General features: G+C 65.5%; 21 protein-coding genes. 3 read left to right on the top strand and 18 right to left on the bottom strand.

From position 1 onward, the window contains the following. Positions 1 to 95: 95 nt before the first annotated feature. The 4 genes from PO605_RS14115 to petA all read right to left on the bottom strand — a co-directional run bounded on the left by PO605_RS14115 (position 96) and on the right by petA (position 3,611). Entirely contained in the window at positions 96 to 707 is a 612-nt protein-coding gene (locus PO605_RS14115) for a glutathione S-transferase N-terminal domain-containing protein (RefSeq protein ID WP_012207298.1), read from the bottom strand. 104 nt (positions 708 to 811) lie between these two features. After that, entirely contained in the window at positions 812 to 1,567 is a 756-nt protein-coding gene (locus tag PO605_RS14110) for a cytochrome c1 (protein WP_016445599.1), read from the bottom strand. A gap of 17 nt (positions 1,568 to 1,584) precedes the next feature. Beyond that, on the bottom strand, positions 1,585 to 3,000 hold the full coding sequence (locus tag PO605_RS14105; RefSeq protein ID WP_016451018.1) for a cytochrome b: 1,416 nt from the start codon (positions 2,998 to 3,000) through the stop codon (positions 1,585 to 1,587). A 14-nt stretch (positions 3,001 to 3,014) separates the two neighbouring features. Further along, the gene (petA, locus tag PO605_RS14100) at positions 3,015 to 3,611 is read right to left on the bottom strand and encodes a ubiquinol-cytochrome c reductase iron-sulfur subunit (protein WP_016445597.1); all 597 of its coding nucleotides are present in this window, start codon (positions 3,609 to 3,611) and stop codon (positions 3,015 to 3,017) included. A 149-nt stretch (positions 3,612 to 3,760) separates the two neighbouring features. Here petA and mscL point away from each other — a divergent pair, with 149 nt between their 5' ends. Then, positions 3,761 to 4,189, top strand: coding sequence for a large conductance mechanosensitive channel protein MscL (gene mscL, locus PO605_RS14095; protein ID WP_012207302.1), 429 nt, complete (start codon positions 3,761 to 3,763; stop codon positions 4,187 to 4,189). A 92-nt stretch (positions 4,190 to 4,281) separates the two neighbouring features. On the opposite strand, the gene pdxA is transcribed toward mscL, so the two are convergent. The 3 genes from pdxA to PO605_RS14080 form a co-directional block, all read right to left on the bottom strand. Next, positions 4,282 to 5,343, bottom strand: a complete 1,062-nt coding sequence (gene pdxA, locus PO605_RS14090; RefSeq protein ID WP_047471321.1) for a 4-hydroxythreonine-4-phosphate dehydrogenase PdxA — start codon at positions 5,341 to 5,343, stop codon at positions 4,282 to 4,284. A 101-nt stretch (positions 5,344 to 5,444) separates the two neighbouring features. Next, complete coding sequence (locus PO605_RS14085) at positions 5,445 to 6,206, bottom strand: Nif3-like dinuclear metal center hexameric protein (RefSeq protein WP_047471319.1); 762 nt, start codon at positions 6,204 to 6,206, stop codon at positions 5,445 to 5,447. A gap of 74 nt (positions 6,207 to 6,280) precedes the next feature. After that, positions 6,281 to 7,606 (bottom strand): MFS transporter, encoded by a 1,326-nt coding sequence (locus PO605_RS14080; RefSeq protein ID WP_272206560.1) that lies wholly within the window; start codon positions 7,604 to 7,606, stop codon positions 6,281 to 6,283. Between the two features lie 300 nt (positions 7,607 to 7,906). On the opposite strand from PO605_RS14080, the gene PO605_RS14075 reads away from it, so the two are divergent. Then, complete coding sequence (locus PO605_RS14075; RefSeq protein WP_012207313.1) at positions 7,907 to 9,058, top strand: S1C family serine protease; 1,152 nt, start codon at positions 7,907 to 7,909, stop codon at positions 9,056 to 9,058. A gap of 71 nt (positions 9,059 to 9,129) precedes the next feature. On the opposite strand, the gene PO605_RS14070 is transcribed toward PO605_RS14075, so the two are convergent. Beyond that, positions 9,130 to 10,032, bottom strand: a complete 903-nt coding sequence (locus tag PO605_RS14070) for a D-hexose-6-phosphate mutarotase (protein ID WP_272206559.1) — start codon at positions 10,030 to 10,032, stop codon at positions 9,130 to 9,132. An 85-nt stretch (positions 10,033 to 10,117) separates the two neighbouring features. Here PO605_RS14070 and PO605_RS14065 point away from each other — a divergent pair, with 85 nt between their 5' ends. After that, positions 10,118 to 11,302 (top strand): spherulation-specific family 4 protein, encoded by a 1,185-nt coding sequence (locus PO605_RS14065; RefSeq protein WP_272206584.1) that lies wholly within the window; start codon positions 10,118 to 10,120, stop codon positions 11,300 to 11,302. 85 nt (positions 11,303 to 11,387) lie between these two features. Here the strand turns inward: PO605_RS14065 and hisA are convergent, their stop codons facing one another. From hisA to PO605_RS14015, 10 genes are all read right to left on the bottom strand, one after another. After that, the gene (hisA, locus tag PO605_RS14060) at positions 11,388 to 12,128 is read right to left on the bottom strand and encodes a 1-(5-phosphoribosyl)-5-[(5-phosphoribosylamino)methylideneamino]imidazole-4-carboxamide isomerase (RefSeq protein ID WP_016445590.1); all 741 of its coding nucleotides are present in this window, start codon (positions 12,126 to 12,128) and stop codon (positions 11,388 to 11,390) included. Between the two features lie 61 nt (positions 12,129 to 12,189). After that, positions 12,190 to 12,858, bottom strand: a complete 669-nt coding sequence (hisH, locus tag PO605_RS14055; protein WP_017405475.1) for an imidazole glycerol phosphate synthase subunit HisH — start codon at positions 12,856 to 12,858, stop codon at positions 12,190 to 12,192. A gap of 81 nt (positions 12,859 to 12,939) precedes the next feature. Beyond that, positions 12,940 to 13,545: an imidazoleglycerol-phosphate dehydratase HisB gene (gene hisB / locus PO605_RS14050; protein ID WP_016445588.1), complete on the bottom strand. Its 606-nt coding sequence runs from the start codon at positions 13,543 to 13,545 to the stop codon at positions 12,940 to 12,942. Then, positions 13,542 to 14,666 carry a histidinol-phosphate transaminase gene (hisC, locus tag PO605_RS14045; protein WP_047473030.1) on the bottom strand — a complete coding sequence of 375 codons (1,125 nt, stop codon included), beginning with the start codon at positions 14,664 to 14,666 and terminating at the stop codon, positions 13,542 to 13,544. Before hisC ends, hisB begins: the two co-directional genes overlap by 4 nt. A gap of 53 nt (positions 14,667 to 14,719) precedes the next feature. Further along, the gene (locus PO605_RS14040; protein ID WP_047473031.1) at positions 14,720 to 15,157 is read right to left on the bottom strand and encodes a PIN domain-containing protein; all 438 of its coding nucleotides are present in this window, start codon (positions 15,155 to 15,157) and stop codon (positions 14,720 to 14,722) included. Next, entirely contained in the window at positions 15,154 to 15,459 is a 306-nt protein-coding gene (locus tag PO605_RS14035) for a hypothetical protein (protein ID WP_197065160.1), read from the bottom strand. Before PO605_RS14035 ends, PO605_RS14040 begins: the two co-directional genes overlap by 4 nt. Before the next feature lie 77 nt (positions 15,460 to 15,536). Beyond that, positions 15,537 to 16,853, bottom strand: coding sequence for a histidinol dehydrogenase (gene hisD / locus PO605_RS14030; protein ID WP_034364866.1), 1,317 nt, complete (start codon positions 16,851 to 16,853; stop codon positions 15,537 to 15,539). Between the two features lie 13 nt (positions 16,854 to 16,866). After that, positions 16,867 to 17,511 carry an ATP phosphoribosyltransferase gene (hisG, locus tag PO605_RS14025; protein WP_017405470.1) on the bottom strand — a complete coding sequence of 215 codons (645 nt, stop codon included), beginning with the start codon at positions 17,509 to 17,511 and terminating at the stop codon, positions 16,867 to 16,869. Beyond that, positions 17,508 to 18,776 carry a UDP-N-acetylglucosamine 1-carboxyvinyltransferase gene (gene murA / locus PO605_RS14020; RefSeq protein ID WP_016445582.1) on the bottom strand — a complete coding sequence of 423 codons (1,269 nt, stop codon included), beginning with the start codon at positions 18,774 to 18,776 and terminating at the stop codon, positions 17,508 to 17,510. Before murA ends, hisG begins: the two co-directional genes overlap by 4 nt. Before the next feature lie 104 nt (positions 18,777 to 18,880). After that, positions 18,881 to 19,129 (bottom strand): BolA family protein, encoded by a 249-nt coding sequence (locus tag PO605_RS14015; protein ID WP_012207326.1) that lies wholly within the window; start codon positions 19,127 to 19,129, stop codon positions 18,881 to 18,883. Positions 19,130 to 19,240: the final 111 nt, after the last annotated feature.

The raw sequence follows: 19,240 nt of genomic DNA, 5'->3' as shown, positions 1-19,240 counted from the left end.
TGAGTGGTCTGAGTGGTCGGAACACGAAAACGGGCAGGATGGCGACCGGTTGACCGCCTTCCCTGCCCGCGCAATCAGTCGCCAACCGATGCGAATTACTTGCGCATCACCTTCTCGGAAGGCGTCAGCGCTTCGATGTAGGCAGGGCGCGAGAAGATGCGCTCGGCGTACTTGAGCAGCGGGGCGGCGTTCTTGGACACCTCGATGCCGTAGTAGTCCAGGCGCCACAGCAGCGGGGCGATGGCCACGTCCAGCATGGAGAAGTTCTCGCCCAGCATGTACTTGTTCTTGAGGAACACGGGAGCCAGCTGCGTCAGGCGGTCGCGGATGTGGGCGCGGGCCTTCTCGATGGCCTTTTCGTTGCCCTTGACGTTGCGCTCCTCGAGCGTGCTCACGTGGACGAACAGTTCCTTTTCGAAATTCAGCAGGAACAGGCGCACGCGGGCGCGGTCCACCGGGTCGCCGGGCATCAGCTGGGGGTGCGGGAAGCGCTCGTCGATGTACTCGTTGATGATGTTCGATTCGTACAGGATCAGGTCGCGCTCGACCAGGATGGGCACCTGGCCGTACGGATTCATCACGCTGATGTCTTCAGGCTTGCTGAACAGGTCCACATCGCGGATCTCGAAGTCCATGCCTTTTTCGAACAGGACGAAGCGGCAACGGTGTGAAAAGGGGCAGGTCGTTCCCGAATAAAGCACCATCATGGTGGAGGCTCCTAAAAATCAAAAAGAGTGGGTCGCTCGCGGCGCCCACTCTGCACACAGTTCAGCCGCAGCAATTGCTTGCACGGCCTTCTGCAGTCACGGTTTTATTTGACGTCTTTCCAGAACGCGGCGTTGAGGCGCCATGCGATGAAGATGAAGACCGCCAGGAAAAGCAGCACACCCACGCCAATGCGGGTGCGGCTGTTCTGTGCCGGCTCACCCATCCATTGCAGGTAGTTCACCAGATCGCCAACTGCCTGATCGTACTGCACTGCGCTCATGCTGCCAGGAGAGACCTGCTCCCACCCCTTGAAAACCTGGGTCTTCACACCGTGCTCCTCGGCTTCTTCGAAGATGGCGCGGCGCTCGCCCTGCAGTTGCCACAGCGCATGGGGCATGCCTACGCTGGGGAAGGCCAGATTGTTCCAGCCCGTGGCCTTGGTGTCGTCGCGGTAGAAGGTGCGCAGGAAGGTGTAGAGGTAGTCGGCGCCCGTGCCGTTGTGGCCAGCACGCGAACGTGCGATCACCGTCAGGTCCGGAGGATTGGCGCCGAACCACTCCTTGGCTTCCTTGGGGTTGATGGCCGCCTTCATGGTCTCGCCGACCTTATCGGTGGTGAAAAGCAGGTTGTCCTTGATTTCCTGCTCGGTCAGCCCGATGTCCTGCAGCCGGTTGAAGCGCATGAATGCGGCCGAGTGGCAGCTCAGGCAGTAGTTGACGAACAGCTTGGCGCCGTTTTGCAGCGATGCCGTGTCATTCGTCTTGCCCGGGGCCTTGTCCCAGGCGATGCCGCCTTCGGCAGCCTGTGCACCGGTCACGATGCCCAGGGCCGCGATCAACGTGAGAATCAGTTTCTTCATTGTTGTTCTCTCCAGCTTCAGTGCGGCTTGAACGTCACACGATCGGGAACGGGTTTTGTCTTGCCCAGACGGCTCCACCAGGGCATCAGCAGGAAGAAGCCGAAGTAGAACAGCGTTCCGACCTGGGACACGCGCTCGCCGATGGGCGAAGGCGGCTGCACGCCGAGATAGGCCAGGATCACGAAGTTGATCACGAAGATGCCGTAGAGATACTTGTGCCAGCTCGGGCGGTAGCGGATGGACTTGACCGGGCTGCAATCGAGCCAGGGCAGCGCGAACAGGATGATCACGGCACCGCCCATCACCACCACACCCCAGAACTTGGCATCGATGGACAGCATCATGGCGATGACGCCCAGGGCCACGATGGCGACCACACCCTTGACGGCGGCCGGCAGGCGCGACTTGAGCACGCCAAAGCCCGCACCCAGCACCACGCAGGCGATGAGCACGTACATCATCTCGCTGGTGATGGCACGCAGCATCGAGTAGAACGGCGTGAAGTACCAGACCGGCGCAATGTGCGAAGGCGTCTTCAGCGGATCGGCCGGGATGAAGTTGTTGTACTCCAGGAAGTAGCCGCCGAACTCGGGCGCGAAGAACACCACGGCCGAGAACAGGAACAGGAACACCGTCACGCCGAAGATGTCGTGCACCGTGTAGTAGGGATGGAAGGGAATGCCGTCCAGCGGATGGCCCTTGGCGTCCTTGGGCGCGTTGGGGCCCTTGATCTCGATGCCATCCGGGTTGTTGGAGCCCACATCGTGCAGCGCCAGCAAGTGGGCCACGACCAGGCCCAGCAGCACCAGGGGCACGGCGATCACGTGGAAGCTGAAGAAGCGGTTGAGCGTGGCATCGCCCACCACGTAGTCGCCACGGATCAGCAGCGCCAGGTCAGGGCCGATGAAGGGAATCGCCGAGAACAGGTTCACGATCACCTGAGCGCCCCAGTACGACATCTGACCCCAGGGCAGCAGGTAGCCCATGAAGGCCTCGGCCATCAGCACCAGGAAGATGGCGCAGCCGAAGATCCAGACCAGTTCGCGCGGCTTGCGGTACGAACCGTACAGAAGACCGCGGAACATGTGCAGATAGACGACGACGAAGAAGGCCGACGCACCCGTGGAGTGCATGTAGCGGATCAGCCAGCCCCAGGGCACATCGCGCATGATGTACTCCACCGAGGCGAACGCCTTTTCGGCGTCGGGCTTGTAGTGCATCACCAGGAAGATGCCGGTGACGATCTGGATCACCAGCACCAGCAGCGCCAGCGAGCCGAAGATGTACCAGAAGTTGAAATTCTTCGGAGCGTAGTACTCCGACATGTGCACGCGATAGGCGTCGAAAGCCGTGGGAAAACGGTTCTCGAACCAGTTCGTGAGCTTGGCGCCGGCGGGCGCATTCGGATCGATGTCCTTGAATTCGTGGGCCATTGTTCTTGTCTCCCTCAAGCCTTGTCTTCACCAATGAGGAGCTTGGTCTCCGACAGGTACATGTGCGGCGGCACCTGCAGGTTGTCGGGAGCCGGCTTGTTCTTGAAGACACGGCCAGCCATGTCGAAGGTCGAGCCATGGCAGGGGCACAGGAAGCCGCCCTTCCAGTCGCTGGGCAGCGAGGGCTGGGCGCCCGGCTGGAACTTGTCGGAAGGCGAGCAGCCCAGATGCGTGCAGATGCCGACGACGACCAGCACTTCGGGCTTGATCGAGCGGGCCTCGTTCATCGCATAGGGCGGCGTGAACTCTTCAGGGTGGCGCTTGGATTGGGGATCGGCCAACTGGCTGTCCAGTTCGGGCAGCTCCTTGATCTGGTCAGGCGTGCGCTTGATGATCCAGACGGGCTTGCCGCGCCACTCGACCGTGAGCTTCTCGCCGTCCTTGAGGGCGGAGATATCGACCTCCACTGCAGCCCCGGCGGCTTTGGCCTTCTCGGATGGCTGGAAGGTGCTCACGAACGGGACGGCTGTCGCCACGCCGCCCACCGCACCAGCGCACGCCGACGTGATGATCCACGTCCGCTTGCTGGAGTCGATTGGAGTGTCACTCATGGGGTTCCTCGAACTACGTCGCTTGAGTTGGGGTCAACAATAAATTGTAGCGGGGCGAGTATGGTTATTCCATGCTGCTTGTGCCGTTGACAGGCTCCAAAGCCGCGCAATACTGCGCTATCTCAAACTCTTTCCAGATGGAGCCAGCCATGGGCATGATGCAGGAATTTCGTGAGTTCGCAGTTAAGGGAAACGTGGTAGATCTCGCCGTGGGCGTCATCATTGGTGGAGCGTTTGGCAAAATCGTCGATTCCGTGGTAAACGACCTGATCATGCCGGTCGTGGGCCTGGTTTTCGGCAAGCTGGACTTCTCCAATCTGTTCGTCGTGCTGGGCAGCGTACCCCCCGGAACGGCGATGACGCTCGATGCGCTCAAGAAGGCCGGCGTCCCCGTATTTGCCTATGGAAACTTCATCACGGTGGCAGTGAACTTCATCATCCTGGCCTTCATCATTTTCATGATGGTCAAGCAGATCAACCGCTTGCGCCGCGAGGCACCGGCAGCCCCCGCTCCCGCGCCCGTCACCCCCGAAGACATCGTGCTGCTGCGCGAGATTCGCGACAGCCTCAAGCGCTGAAATCCGTGTTTTGACGCAAATCAAAACGCCCGTGGCACGGTTGCCACGGGCGTTTTCCATTACTGCAAATTCCCGATGCTTGGGCTAGCCATTCAAGCCGCCAATTTGCGCGCCATTCGCACGGCCTCAATCAGGCTTCCGGCCTCTGCAACACCCTGCCCCGCAATATCGAAAGCCGTGCCGTGGTCCGGACTGGTGCGTACCAGCGGCAGCCCCAATGTGACATTCACGCCTTTTTCCACGCCCAGGTACTTCACGGGAATCAGTCCCTGGTCGTGGTACATGGCCAGCACCGCGTCGAACTCGCCGGGATGGCCGGGAGCATTGCGGGCGCGCATGAACACCGTATCGGGCGCAAAAGGCCCGTGGGCGTCCAGGCCCTCGGCGCGCGCCTGGGCGATGGCCGGGGCAATGATCTCCACCTCCTCGCTGCCGAACAGGCCGCCCTCGCCCGCATGCGGGTTCAGCCCTGCCACACCTATCCGCGGCAGGCGGCCCAGGCTGCGAGACAGGGCCTCATGCGTGATGCGCAAGGTCTGCAGCAGGTTGTCCTTCGTTACCGCATCGATCGCCTTGCGCAGCGAGGTATGGATGCTGACCAGCACCGTGCGCAGCTCATCGTTGGCCAGCATCATGCGCACCGGCATGCGGTCAAGGCCCACACCCGCATGCTGCGCAGCCTCGAACTGCAGCAGCTCGGTATGACCAGGAAAGTCCACGCCTGCAGCATGCAGCGCCTCCTTGTGCAGAGGCGCCGTCACAAGAGCCGCGATTTCGCCTCGCAAGGCAGCCCGCGCGGCCCAGACCACGCAGCGCGCAGCCGCGTCACCGGCGCTGGCACTCACCTGGCCCCAGGGCGCAGGACCGGGCAGCCCGGGCAGCTCCAGCAAAGGGATGCAATGGGGCGGCACCTGCCACAGTTGCTCAGCCGACTCGATGACGGCCACGGGCATGGGAATGGCGTTGTCGCCATCGCGCGCACGCGCCGCCACGGCGGCTGCCCGGCGCAGCGTCTGCAACTCGCCGACGACGAAGCAGCCGCGCATCTGCTCGGGCGCGCCCATGAACGCCTTGGCGATGGTCTCGGGCCCCACCCCGGCAGAGTCGCCCTGGGTGATGGCCATCAAGGTCGTGGACTGTGTGGAATCAGGCATTTTCAGTATCCGGATCAGGCAAGCCGGTCATTCGCGCCGCGCTTGCAGCAAAAGGCCTCGCCCCCTGGGCGGGCCAATAGTGGGCCACTAACAGGCCAGCATCAGGCCGGATTGTCGATCTCGATGAAACGGTGCTCCAGCCCCAGCTCCAATGCCACCTGCCCTGCCAGGGCCGGCGCACCATAGCGCTCCGTGGCATGGTGGCCTGCCGCCAGAAAGGCCACGCCCGTTTCCCGGGCCAGGTGCGCCTGCGGCTCGGAAATCTCGCCCGTGATGAAGGCATCGGCCCCAGCGGCAATCGCAGCCTCGAAGAAACCTTGCGCGCCGCCCGTGCACCAGGCAATGCGGCGAATGGGGTGATTGGGGCGCAGGCGCTCTCCCCCCACGCAGACAGGAGTGCGCCCCAGCGCCTGCTCCACATGCCTGCCCAGCGCCGCCGCGTCGGCAAACTCCGCCGCGGCCATCCAGCCCAGGTTCTGCTCGCCAAACGTTGCCTGGCCCTCAAGCCCCAACTGCACGCCCAGCTGCGCGTTGTTGCCCCATTGCGGATGGGCATCCAGCGGAAGATGGTAGGCAAAGAGGTTGATGTCGTGGGCCAGCAGCAGGCGGATACGCTCCTTGAGCCAGCCCGTGATGCGGCCATCCATGCCGCGCCAGAACAGGCCGTGGTGCACGAAGATGGCATCGGCCTGCGCCTCGATGGCCGCCTCGATCAGCGCGCGGCTGGCCGTCACCCCGCTGACGATGCGGCGGATCTCGCCGCGCCCCTCCACCTGCAGGCCGTTGGGACCATAGTCCTTGAAGCGCTCGGGCTGCAGCAAACCGTCGAAGTGGGCCAGGAGTTCTTGTCGCGTGGTGCTCATGAAAGGATTGTCAGCGATCCATGCGGCGCCCAGGAAAAAGGGCAGCCATGCTGCCCTTCATTCCACTGCCAAGCTCAGCCGCGCCTGGGTTGCCAACCACGGCAGGCCAGGGGCCAGAAGCCGATGGCCGCGCCCAGGATGCCCATGGCCGCCACATAGTGGGCCGGCGCCATCACATCCACCTGCTGCCACACGGACACCAGCATGGGCGTCATGCCGCCGAACACCGCATAGGCCATGTTGTAGGCAAAGGACAGGCCCGTGAAACGCACCTCGGCCGGGAAAGCGCGCACGCCCACCACCGGCAGCAGCGCAATGCTGCCCACGAAAAAGCCCACCAGCGCGTAGCTCCACACCAGCGAGGACGCCGTGCCCGGCAGGTTCAGATAGAACGCATAGGCCGTCACTGTCATGCCCAGCCAGCCCGTGACCATGGCCACACGCGTGCCCATCCGGTCGGACAGCCAGCCCCAGAACACACAGCCCAGCGTCAGCGTCACCGTGGCCACGGCGTTGGCCTTCATGGCCAGGGCCGCGTCGATGTGGAAGACCTTCTGCAGATAGGCCGGCGTGAACAGCACCACCACCACGATGGCCGTGGACAGCACCCAGGTCATCAGCGCCACCAGCACGCAGGCCTGGCGGTGGTCGCGCACGATGGTCTTGAGCGGCAGTTCGCGGTCGGCCTGCTTGCGCGCCATCAGCTCCTGGAAAATGGGTGTCTCGTGCAGGAACTTGCGCAGATAGACCGACACCAGACCGAACACGCCGCCCAGAATGAAGGGCATGCGCCAGGCCCAGTCGTGGATCTCCTCGGCGCTGTAGGTGCTGTTGAGCCAGACACCGATGATGGAGCCCAGGAAAATGCCGCCCGTGATGCCCGAAGTCAGCGAGCCGATGGCAAAGCCATAGTGGCGCGCCGGCGCATGCTCGGCCACGAAGACCCAGGCGCCCGGCATCTCGCCACCAATGGCCGCGCCCTGCAGCACGCGCATGGCCAGCAGCAAAATCGGCGCGGCAATGCCGATGGAAGCATAGGTGGGCAGCAGGCCGATCACCAGCGTGGGCACGGCCATCAGGAAGATGGACAGCGTGAACATCTTCTTGCGGCCCAGGATGTCGCCAAAGTGCGCAATCAGAATGCCGCCGATGGGCCGGGCCAGGTAGCCCGCCGCAAAAATGCCCAGCGTCTGCAGCTGGCGCAGCCAGTCCGGCATCTCGGCCGGGAAGAACAGCTTGCCGATGACATTGGCGAAGAAAACGAAAACGACGAAGTCGTAGAACTCCAGGGTGCCACCCAGGGCCGACAGGCCCAGGGTCTTGTAGTCCTGTCGGTTGAGAGGACGTGCGGTCGCAACAGCAGGGGGCATGCCCGGCTGCGCTTGGTCAAGCGTAGTCATGGTTTTTTTTCCAGGGATCGAACAGCAGGACGGCGCGGTGGATGCCACGGCAACGGATGGGCGTGCGGCGGCAGATCGTTCTGCAAGACTTCGGGATCGGAGGACTTGGCTCTCTCTTGGGGCCGGCTTGTGGGCCGGCGCAACAGCGAACGCGGCGTGGCGCAGTCGTCCGGGGATTCTAGGGTTTGTACTGTAGCTGTGTGGGGAGCGCGGCTTTGGCGCTCGCCCGCCGGCCCACCGCCCCGCTCACGACATGCCTCACAATGGGGCCTTGTCCTCCCGCACAGAACACCACACTTCATGAAACGCACCTGGCTGCTGTTTTCGCAGGCGGTCACCATCCTGGTGGCTGCCTACTTCGTCGTTGCCACCCTGCAGCCGGACTGGCTGCGCCGCGGCGCCGTGCGCAGCAACGCGGGCATTGCGTTGCTGGAGGCGCCGGCCACGCCCGTCGGAGAAGTCAGCCCGGGCAGCTTTGCACCTGCGGCCAAGAAGGCGGCGCCTGCCGTGGTGAGCATCAACACCAGCAAGGCGGTACGGCATCCGCGCAGCAACGATCCGTGGTTCCAGTTCTTCTTCGGCGACCAGGGCACGCAGGAGCAGGCAGGCCTGGGCAGCGGCGTGATCATCAGCACCGACGGCTACATCCTGACCAACAACCACGTGGTCGAGGGCGCCGATGACATCGAGGTCACGCTGACCGACAGCCGCCAGGCCAAGGCCCAGGTGATCGGTACCGATCCCGAGACCGACCTGGCCGTGCTCAAGATCGCCCTGGACAAGCTGCCCGTCATCGTTCTGGGCAATTCCGACCAGATCGACGTGGGCGACCGCGTGCTGGCCATCGGCAACCCCTTCGGCGTGGGCCAGACGGTGACCAGCGGCATCGTCAGTGCACTGGGCCGCAGTCAGCTGGGCATCAATACCTTCGAGAACTTCATCCAGACCGACGCCGCCATCAACCCCGGCAATTCGGGCGGCGCGCTGGTGGATGCCAGCGGCAATCTGCTGGGCATCAATACCGCCATCTATTCGCGCTCGGGCGGCAGCATGGGCATCGGCTTTGCGATTCCCGTGTCCACGGCCAAGCTGGTGCTGGACGGCATCGTCAAGGACGGCCGCGTGGTGCGCGGCTGGATCGGCGTGGAGCCCAATGAGCTGTCGCCGGAGCTGGCAGAGACCTTTGGCGTGAAGGCCGACTCCGGCGTGATCATCACGGGCGTGCTGCAGGCAGGCCCCGCCGCCCAGGCCGGCATGCGCCCGGGCGATGTGATCGTGCAGGTGGGCGACAAGCCCATCCGCAATGTGTCCGAACTGCTGACCGCCGTGGCCGCGCTCAAGCCCGGCGAGGCCGCGAAATTCGATGTGCGCCGTGGCGAAGGCCCTGTGGAGCTGCAGATCACCCCGGGCCTGCGCCCTGCGCAGTCGGCACAGCGCATGCAGCGCCGCTGACCCGGCCCCCCGCCCCAACGAAAAAAGCGCCTGTGAACAGGCGCTTTTTTCGTTGCAGGGCCGGTGCTGAGCTACAGCTTGTGCAGGCGCTGGGCCGCGCGCCATTGCGCGCCGGGCGCCACATGCACGGGCGCATCGATGGCGGCGGCCTCCACGCACAGCATCTGCCGCCACCCCTGCGGCGGCATGTCGGGCAGACGTTCACACAGCGCGGGGCCGGGGTTCCAGACCACGGTCTCGGTCCAGGCGGCATCCTGCGAGATCCGCAAGCCGCCGCCAAGTGCGGCCAGCTCCATGGCGTTCCCGGGCCGGGGGTAGACGCGATCGAGCTCTTCGCCAAAGCGCACGTCACCGTGCTGCGTGGGATGGGTGTCGGCCACGGCATCCCAGTAAGGCAGGCCGTCAAGGCCTTGCAGCCGGCATTGCTCCACGTCCGCCACGCGCAGGTAGCTGTGCAAGGCGGCAGTGAAAGCCAAAGGCGTGTCGCCCCGGTTGTGCACTACCAGCTCCACGTCAAGCCGGCCGGGCAACAGCGTCACCTCCAGCCAGGTCTCGAAGGAATGCGGCCAGACGGCGCGCGTCTGCGGCGTGTCGGCGAGCCTGAGCCGCAGGAACAAGCCATCGCCGGCAAGAACCTCGGCCTGTGCTGCATCAGCCTGCCACGGCAGGGTGCGCGCAAAGCCGTGCTTGACCAGCGGGCCGCGTTGGTTGAATTGGGGAAAGCAGACCGGAATACCGCCGCGTATGGGTGTGTGGCCGTCATGGGCCGCCAGGGGACTCAGGAACAGTTGCTCCTCGCCACCTGCCTGCCAGGAAAGCAGTTGCGCCCCTTGCAAGGCCACCAGGGCAGCATCGCCGCAGGCCAGGCGCAGGCGGATGGCGGGCAGGCCCTGCCATGCATCAGCGCAGGCGCCGGGAGCTTGCGCGGCCGCAGGTAAAGCTGTTACTGCGGGAAAGGAAGATGTAACTTTCATGCTTGAATATAGCCTTTCCCCCGCCCAGCCTTCCTCTGTCATGCAACGCTCCCACGCTCCCTCTCCTCTTGTCCTGCGACTCGGCATGCTCGCCCTGGCCGCCTCCTTGGCTTCCTGCGGCGGAGGCGGTGGTGGTGACAGCAGCGCTGGCGGCGGCACCGGGGGCGATGGCGGCGGCACCGGCCAGCCCGGAGTGACCTCGGTCACCGTGCAATGGACGGCCCCTGCCGCCAGGGATGTGGTGACTGCAGGCTCGGCACTGACCCTGCGCGCAGGTGTTCTCGCAGATGGCGTGAATGCCGCCGATGGAACCGTGGTGAGCTTCAGCGCAGCCACAGGCGTCAGCACCTCGGCGCTGACCAGCTCCGGCGTGGCAACTGCCTCCCTGACCGGCGCCACGCCGGGCCGCCAGCAGGTGCAGGCCAGCGCCACCGTGGGAAGCCGCACGGGCAGCGCTTCGCAGACCTTCTATCTGCGCCCGGCTCCTGCGCCGCTGCGGGTGCTGGTGCCTGCGTATTTCTATCCCACGGGCGCGGGGGCCACGGCCTGGAATGCGCTGACGGCCAGCGCACAGGCGAATCCGACCGTGCAGATGACGGCCATCCTGAACCCGGCCAACGGCATTTTCAGTGGCCCGGATGCGAACATCACGCGCGCCGCAACCGCTTTTGCCAACGCCGGCGGGCAGTTGGTGGGCTATGTGAGCTCCAGCTATGGCACGGGCACGCGATCGCTGGCCAGCATCCAGGCCAATATCGACAACTATTTCACGCACTACGGCGCAGGCCTGGTCAAGGGCTTCTTCATTGACGAGATGGCGGCCACCGCCAACCGACTGGACTTCTACCGCAGCATCTACCAGTACATCAAGGCCAAGAATCCCGACCTGATCGTGATCGGCAACCCAGGCCTCGTGCCCGTGGCCGGTTATGCCGATGTGGCCGATGTGCTGACCACGTTCGAGGGCAAGGGCTCCACGTACGCCACCTACGATCCGCGCACGACCAGTTTCGATTGGCTGTACGGGCTGGCCAATAGCCACCAGGCCTCGCTGGTGCACAACGTGTCGGGCTGCGCGGCCATGCAGACGACCGTGCAGTCGGCCGCCTCGGCACGCTATCAGGCGGGATGGATCTATGTGACCCAGCTGGAGTTCGAGCCCAGCACCGGCGTGGGCAACCCCTGGGCCGGGCTGCCGAATTACTGGGAAGCCTTTGTGCAGACCGTGCGCGCCACCAATGCCGGGCAAGCCCTTCCCGCCTGCTCGTAGAGGCCGCTTGAAACCCCGGCGCTGAATGCAGCGCGGGCGCCTGTCAGGGACAGGCGCCCGCGAATATCGAGAAGGCGCAGGCCGCTCAGGCCGTGAGTTCGTCGGCGCGAGCCTGCGCTGCGGCGAAGTCGAGATCGCCCGAGTAGATGGCGCGACCGCAGATCACGCCCTCGATGCCTTCGTCCTCGACCTTGCACAGCGCCTCGATGTCGGCCATGCCCGCCAGGCCACCCGAGGCGATGACGGGGATCTTCAGCGATTGGGCAAGATTGACGGTGGCATCGATGTTGATGCCCGTGAGCATGCCGTCGCGGCCGATGTCGGTGTAGATGATGGACTCCACACCCCAGTCCTCGAAGCGCTTGGCCACCGAATGCACGTCCTGGCCCGTGAGCTTGCTCCAGCCGTCGATGGCGACCTTGCCGTCCTTGGCGTCGAGTCCGACGATCACATGGCCGCCGAAGGCGCTGCAGGCATCCTGCAGAAAGCCGGGATTCTTCACGGCAGCGGTGCCGATGATCACGTAGCTGATGCCGGCATCTATGTATTTCTCGATGGTGTCCAGATCGCGGATGCCTCCGCCGAGCTGCACCGGAATCCGGCCGTCCACCTCTTTGAGGATGGCCTTGATGGCCGCAAGGTTCTTGGGCTGGCCCGCAAACGCGCCATTGAGGTCCACCAGGTGCAGGCGGCGCGCGCCGGCGTCGAGCCAGCGGCGGGCGATGATGGCCGGGTCTTCGCCGAACGTGGTCGACTGGTCCATATCACCCTGGATGAGGCGTACGCAGTGGCCGTCCTTGAGGTCGATGGCAGGAATGAGCAGCATGATGGTTTGCGAGCAATGAAGGCCTGGGATTCAGCGGCCGGTGCGGGGAAGAAAAGGGGATTCAGGGCTTCCAGCCCAGAAAGTTGCGGAACAGGGCCAGGCCCTGGTCAGCGCTTTTTTCGGGGTGAAACTGCGTGGCGAAAATATTATCGCGCGCGATGGCGCAGGCAAAGCGCCCGCCGTAGTCGGCCTGCGCAGCGCAATGCTGCGGCTGCTGCACCACGGCATAGAAACTGTGCACGAAGTAGTAGAAGCTGTCTTCGGGAATTCCACGCCACAGCGGGTGGGCATGGCCGGCGTTGTGCGTCTGGTGCACGCGGTTCCAGCCCATCTGCGGAACCTTGAAGCGGCTGCCATCGGCCTGGGTGCGGCCCGCCAGATCGAACTTGCGCACGTTGCCGGGGATGAGGCCCAGGCCGGGCACGTCACCTTCGTCGCTGTGGTCCAGCAGCATCTGCATGCCCACGCAGACGCCGAACAGGGGCTTGTTGGCAGCAGCATGCAGCACGGCTTCCTGCAGGCCGGATTCGCGCAGCTCGCGCATGCAGTCGGGCATGGCGCCCTGGCCCGGCAGCACGACGCGGTCGGCGGCCAGGACCACTTCGGGATCTGAGGTCACCACGACCTGCCAGCCGGAATCGGCGGCGGCCGTGCGCACGGCCTGTGAAACCGAGCGCAGATTGCCCATGCCGTAATCGACGACGGCGACGGTGTTGTCAGTCAAACTCATAGCGTGTGGCGCGTGTTCTGTCGGATTTTCGGCGGGATTGCCCGGTCAGATCAAGTTCTGGCCGATGCCAATCGCTTCTCTTTACAGAGCGCCCTTGGTCGAGGGGATGACGCCGGCCATGCGCTCGTCATGCTCCAGCGCAAAGCGCAGGGCGCGTGCGAAGGCCTTGAAGATGGTCTCGCACTGGTGGTGGGCATTGAAGCCCTTGAGGTTGTCGATGTGCAGGGTCACGCCCGCATGGTTGACGAAGCCCTGGAAGAATTCGTAGACCAGCTGGGTGTCGAGCTGGCCGATGCTGCCGGCCGTGAATTTCACGTCCATGTGCAGCCCGGGACGGCCCGAGAAATCGATGACCACGCGGCTCAGGGCCTCGTCCAGCGGCACATAGGCGTGGCCGTAGCGGCGGATGCCCTTCTTGTCGCCCACGGCCTTGGCGAAGGCCTGGCCCAGGGTGATGCCGATGTCCTCCACCGTGTGGTGGCCGTCGATGTGCAGGTCGCCCTCGCACTCGATGTCCAGGTCGATCAGGCCGTGGCGCGCGATCTGGTCGAGCATGTGATCCAGAAAGCCGATGCCCGAGTGCAGGCTGGCCTTGCCCGTGCCGTCCAGGTTGATGGCGACCTTGATCCGGGTCTCGGCGGTGTTGCGCTGCACTTCGGCGGTGCGTGCGGGGACTGCATTGCTCATAGGGATTCCTTCAGGGCCGCCAGCATCTGGGCGTTTTCTTCGTGGGTGCCCACGGTCAGGCGCAGGCAATTGGCCAGCAGCGGGTGCATGGCACTGACGTTCTTCACCAGCACGCCCCGGGCCTTCATCTCGGCCTGGGCACGCGCGGCATCGCGCACGCGCAGCAAGACCATGTTGGCCTCGGATGGCCAGATCTTTTCCACACCCGGCAGCGCGGTCAGCGCGTCGATCAGCGGCTGGCGCTCGGCGCGGATGGCCACGGCCTGCTGCGCATACAGCGCCTCGTGCTCCAGCGCGAAGATGGCCGTCTCGCAGTTGAGCACGCTGATGTTGTAGGGCGGGCGCACCTTGTCGATCTCGCCGACGATGGCGGCCGGGCCGATCAGATAGCCCAGGCGCGCGCCGGCCAGGCCGAACTTGCTGAGCGTGCGCATCAGCAGCACATGGGCGTTGCGGGCCGGGTCGGCGCGCATGTTCTCTGCCCAGCTGCGGCGGGCGAAGGGCTGGTAGGCCTCGTCCATGACGACCAGGCCGCCGATGGCGCCGACCGCGTCGATCACGGCCTGCACATCGGCCTCGGCCCAGAGCGTGGCCGTGGGATTGTTGGGATAGGCGATATAGGTGATGGCGGGGCGGTGCTCGGCAATGGCGGTGCGCATGGCGGGCACGTCCAGCTCGAAGTCGGCCGTCAGGTTGACGCCCACAAAGTCCAGGCCCTGCAGCCTGGCGCTCATGGGGTACATGACGAAGCCCGGCATGGGCGCCAGCATGGTGGCGCGGCCTTCGGCGTGGGGCTGGGCACAGGCCAGTGCCAGCAGCGTGATGATCTCGTCCGAGCCGTTGCCCAGCAGCACGGCGCTGCCGGCCGGCGCCTGCGCGTAGCGGGCCAGCATGTCCTTGAGCACTTCCTGGCGCTCGCCAGGGTAGCGGTTGATCTCCAGCCGGCCCAGGCGCTCGCCCAGCGCGGCCTGCAGCTCGGGTGGCAGTCGGAAGGGGTTCTCCATCGTGTCCATCTTGAGCAGGCCTTGCGAGGGCTGCACATGGTAGGCATGCATGGAGCGGACATCGGCGCGGATGCGCTCCAGGGCCAGGGCCTGAACCTGCGGAATGGAAGCTGTCATGGCATGCACACTTTCACGAGTCAGTGGGGGAAGAAATCCATCAGCGAAGCCGCTCAGGCCTGCTGCTGCGGCGGCGTCTGGTGCAGCGGGTGCACCATGGCGACGCCGCCGAACTGGGCGCCGTGCGGCAGGTGCAGGGTCAGCATCTGCTCGCAGCCGCTGTGCTGGGCACAGGCCACGGCCAGGCAGTCGCCAAAGGCCAGCTGGTGGCGCGATTGCACGGCCCAGGCGGTCTCCAGCGTGGCGGCATCGGTCTTCCAGGGCGTCCAGGTCTGGTAGCGGCGAATGGCGGCGCGCGCATCGCCCTGCGGCAAAGGCTGGGCGGCCGTAGTGACCTGTTCATAGAACTCGCACAGCGACTGGCTGCCGGTGCGCCCGCTGCGCGTGCGCCACAGCAGGTCCAGCCACTGCAGCACGGCGGCATGCAAGGCGCCCTGCCCCGTGTCTTCGGCAGCGACCAGCACGGAGGTATCGACGAAGACGGTGTTCATGCCTGGCCCTCGCGGCGCAGCGCGACACTGCGCTGGGCGGGCTGCGTGGATGACGGCTGGCCGCCGTCCCAGCCGCGCTCGTCGGTGCGCCAGGCCAGGTAGGCGCGCTCGTAGGCGTCCTCGCGGCGCTGCATCTCGGCCATGAAGTCGCCCACCATGCGCGAGACGCTGGTGCCGCGGCGCGCGGCCTCGATGCGGGCCCATTCGAGCACGCTGTCTTCGACGGTGATGGTGAGGTTCTTCACAGGGTGCAAGTCTACACGAAATTCGTGCTCCACTGATTTCGTGTCGATTCTTGACATACTTGCTCTAGCGCTCAGGCAGCAAAAAGCGCCGCCCCTTTCGGTGACGGCGCCTTCATCCAGCAGGAAGCGAGTGTCTACTTCAGGCGCATTTCGGCCGCACGCGCATGGCCTTGCAGGCCTTCGCCATGCGCCAGCACCGAGGCGATGCGGCCCAGGGTCTGGGCGCCCTGCTCGCTGACCTCGATGAGGCTGGATCGCTTCTGGAAGTCATAGACCCCCAGCGGCGAGGAAAAGCGCGCCGTGCCGCTGGTGGGCAGCACATGGTTGGGGCCGGCGCAGTAGTCGCCCAGGCTCTCGCTGGTGTAGGCCCCCAGGAAGATGGCGCCTGCATGGCGCAGCAGCGGCTCCCACTGGTGGGGATCGTTGCTGGAGACTTCCAGGTGCTCGGGCGCGATGCGGTTGCTGATGGCGCAGGCCTCCTGCATGTCGCGCGTGAGGATGAGGGCACCCCGGTCGCTCAGGCTCTTGGCGATGATGGCGCGCCGCGGCATCTCGGGCAGCAGGCGGTCGATCTCGCGCTGGACGGCGGCGATGTAGTCGGCATCGGGGCACAGCAGGATGCTCTGCGCCAGCTCGTCATGCTCGGCCTGGCTGAACAGGTCCATGGCCACCCAGTCGGGCGGCGTGCTGCCGTCGGCCAGCACCAGGATTTCACTGGGGCCGGCAATCATGTCGATGCCCACGGTGCCGAACACCCGCTTCTTGGCGCTGGCCACATAGGCATTGCCGGGGCCGGTGATCTTGTCCACCTTGGGGATGGTGGCCGTGCCGTAGGCCAGGGCCGCCACGGCCTGGGCGCCGCCGATGGTGAAGCCGCGCGTGACGCCCGCCACATAGGCTGCCGCCAGCACCAGGGCATTCTTCTCGCCGCGCGGCGTGGGCACGACCATGATGATTTCCTGCACGCCAGCCACATGGGCGGGAATGGCATTCATCAGCACGCTGGACGGATAGGCCGCCTTGCCGCCGGGCACATAGATGCCCACGCGGTCCAGCGGCGTGACCTTCTGGCCCAGCAGGGTGCCATCGGCGTCGCGGTAGCTCCAGCTCTCGCCGCTGGCGCGCTTTTGTGCCTCGTGGTAGGTGCGCACGCGCTGGGCGGCGGCCGTCAGCGCATCGCGCTGCTCGTCGCCCAGGCTGTCGAAGGCGGCCTTTAGCTCGGCCTGCGTCAGCTCCAGCGCTGCCATGCCGTCCACCTGCAATCCGTCAAAACGCGCCGTGTACTCCAGCACGGCCGCATCGCCGCGCTTTTGCACATCGGCCAGGATGTCGGCCACGCGCTGCTCGATGGCCGCGTCCGTGTCTGCCGACCAATGCAGGCGCTGCGCAAAATCGTGTTCGAAGTTGGCGTCAAGCGTGGACAGGCGGGCGGGAGCGGCTTGGTATTCCATGGTGCAGAGGGCTTCAGTCTTGGGGAATGGCCGATGCAAAGGCATCGATGATCTTGCGCAGAGGGGCCTGCTTGAGCTTGAGCGAGGCCTGGTTGACCACCAGGCGCGAGCTGATCTCCATGATGGGCTCGACCTCGACCAGGTCATTGGCCCTGAGCGTGTTGCCGGTGGACACCAGGTCGACGATGGCGTCGGCCATGCCGGTCAGCGGAGCCAGTTCCATGGAGCCGTAGAGCTTGACCATGTCCACGTGCACGCCCTTGGTGGCGAAGAAGTTGCGCGCGATCTCGGGATACTTGGTGGCGATGCGCAGACGGGCGCCCTGCTTGACGGCCAGCGCGTAGTCGAAGCCGTTGCGCACGGCGACGCTGACGCGGCAGCGCGCGATCTTCAGGTCCAGGGGCTGGTACAGGCCCTGGGCACCATGCTCGATCAGCGAGTCCAGGCCGGCCACGCCGAGGTCGGCGCCGCCGTACTGCACGTAGACCGGCACGTCGGAGGCGCGCACCAGCACCACGCGCACATGGCTCTGGTTGGTCTCGAAGATCAGCTTGCGCGACTTTTCAATGTCTTCGGTGACCGAGATGCCGGCAGCGGCCAGCAGCGGCACGGTTTCGTCGTAGATGCGGCCCTTGGACAGGGCAATCGTGATGGTCATTGGGAAACTCTTTCGATGTCGGCACCCAGGCCGCGCAGCTTGTCTTCCATGCGATCGTAGCCGCGGTCCAGATGATAGATGCGATCGACCAGGGTCTCGCCCTTGGCCACGAGGCCGGCGATGACCAGGCTGGCCGAAGCGCGCAGGTCGGTGGCCATGACGGCCGCGCCCGACAGCGACTGGCTGCCGGTGATGGTGGCCACGCGTCCGTCGGTGGTGATCTGCGCGCCCAGGCGCAGCATCTCGTCGACGTGCATGAAGCGGTTCTCGAAGATGGTCTCGGTGACCATGCTGCAGCCTTCGGCCACCAGGTTCAGCGCCATGAACTGCGCCTGCATGTCGGTGGGAAAACCCGGGTACTCGGTGGTGCGGAAACTCTGGGCCTTGAGCTTGCCGGCAGCGCGCACGCGGATGCCGCCCTCCTCGGCGGACACTTCGGCCCCAGCGTCCTTGAGCTTGTCGATGACCGCGCCCAGGTGGTCGGCACGGCCATTGCGCAGCAGCGCCTCGCCGCCCGTGGCCGCCACGGCGCACAGGAAGGTGCCGGCCTCGATGCGGTCGGCCACCACCTGGTGCTCGCAGCCGCTCAGCCGCTCCACACCCTGGATGACGATGCGGCTGGTGCCGTGCCCTTCGATCCTTGCGCCCATCTTGATGAGCATTTCGGCCAGGTCGCCGATCTCGGGCTCCATGGCGGCGTTTTCCAGCACCGTCTCGCCTTCGGCCAGCACGGCGGCCATCAGGAAGTTCTCGGTGCCCGTGACCGTCACCATGTCGGTGGTGATGCGGGCGCCCTGCAGGCGCTTGAGATGCCCGGGCAGGCACGCGTGCATGTAGCCGTTCTCGACAACGATCTCGGCACCCATGGCCTGCAGGCCCTTGATGTGCTGGTCCACGGGGCGCGAGCCGATGGCGCAGCCGCCGGGCAGCGACACGCGGGCCTGGCCGAATCGGGCCAGCAGCGGGCCCAGGGCCAGGACCGAGGCGCGCATGGTCTTGACCAGTTCGTAGGGTGCCTCGGGGTTGGACAGCGAGCCGGCGTGGATGCGCACGGTGCCGCTGTCATCGTGCTCGGCGCCGACACCCATGTTGCGGATGAGCTTGAGCATGGTGGCCACGTCCTGCAGGCGCGGCACATTGCGCAGGGTGACGGGCTCGGACGACAGCAGCGCGGCGCACAGCTCGGGCAGGGCGGCATTCTTGGCGCCGGAGACCGTCACCTCGCCATGCAGCGCTCGGCCACCGCGAATCAGGAGTTTGTCCATGGCTGACAGACTTGAATCTGGAAATCGGGAAAAAGGAGATGCCGCACGGGCCGTATCGACCAGTTGCGGCAGAAAGTCTGAGGCGTCGTGACCGGGCTGTGCGCTCAGGCCTGGCCGGCCTGGGCAGCCCACTCGGCGGGCGTGTAGGTCTTCATGGACAGCGCATGGACCTCGTCGGTATGCATGCGCTGGCCCAGCGTGGCGTAGACCAGGCGCTGGCGCTGCAGCAGGCGCTGGCCCTCGAATTGGGCCGAGACGATGGTGGCAAACCAGTGCCGTCCATCACCTTCCAGCGCAATGTGTTCGCAAGGCAGGCCGGTGGCGATCAGTTCCTTGAGTTGGTCTGCAGTCATGGGGGAAGCTTTCCTGCCATGCATCGTGGCATGGCCTTGGTTGGCGGCGGCGCCGGGCGCCGGCCGCCTGTTCATGGGTGGATTCAACAATGCGGGCACAGCGCCCGCCGC

The sequence above is a fragment of the Delftia sp. DT-2 genome (genome assembly GCF_028401915.1).
Lineage (GTDB): Bacteria > Pseudomonadota > Gammaproteobacteria > Burkholderiales > Burkholderiaceae_C > Comamonas > Comamonas tsuruhatensis.
Note: the sequence above shows the minus strand (reverse complement) of the source record. Positions and strands in the feature narration are given on the sequence as shown.